General features: G+C 52.3%; 1 protein-coding gene. It reads left to right on the top strand.

Going from position 1 to position 503, the window contains the following annotated elements; all coding sequences use genetic code 11:
- Positions 1-503 (top strand): AMP-binding protein (locus tag ACK8OU_RS20445; protein WP_410305160.1); only part of this gene is annotated, 503 nt, incomplete at both ends.

Here is a 503-nt window from a genome sequence, read left to right as displayed (position 1 = left end):
CTTGACATTTTCTCCCGCACAGCAAAGTTGCATGCGAAAAATATGGCCCTAGTTGATGGAGTTCGAAGCTACACCTACGAACAATTGATGGATCACGTGGCGCGAACGGCTTCGTGGCTCTGCAAGATCGGTCTTGTGAAGGGCGACAGCCTGATCCTCTATGGTAGCAACCGGGCCGAACACATCCTGCTTCAGTTGGCCTGTGCGCAGTTAGGGGTGATATTTTCCCCGGTTCACGCGGCCTTTATGGCGCGGGAGATTGAATATGTGCTGAAGAAGTGCACACCGAAGGTTTCCGTTATCGGCTCAGAGGTCGCGGAAAGATTTTGGGCAGGCATGGCGCAGGCAGAATACGATTGTGACGTTTACGAGTTTCAGGATGGCGAGGCTAGTGGCAATATGTCAAAGCCCTATCCTGACGTGTGTGTCATCGAACCGTCCTACGATGTTGAAAATGTCGGGCCGGAAGCTCCCCTTATTATCATGTTTACCTCGGGTTCGTC

The sequence above is a fragment of the Pontitalea aquivivens genome, from assembly GCF_046507575.1.
Taxonomy (GTDB): Bacteria; Pseudomonadota; Alphaproteobacteria; order Rhodobacterales; family Rhodobacteraceae; genus Pontitalea; species Pontitalea aquivivens.
The sequence above is the reverse complement of the archived record's forward strand: the minus strand, read 5'-3'. Positions and strand labels throughout refer to the sequence as shown.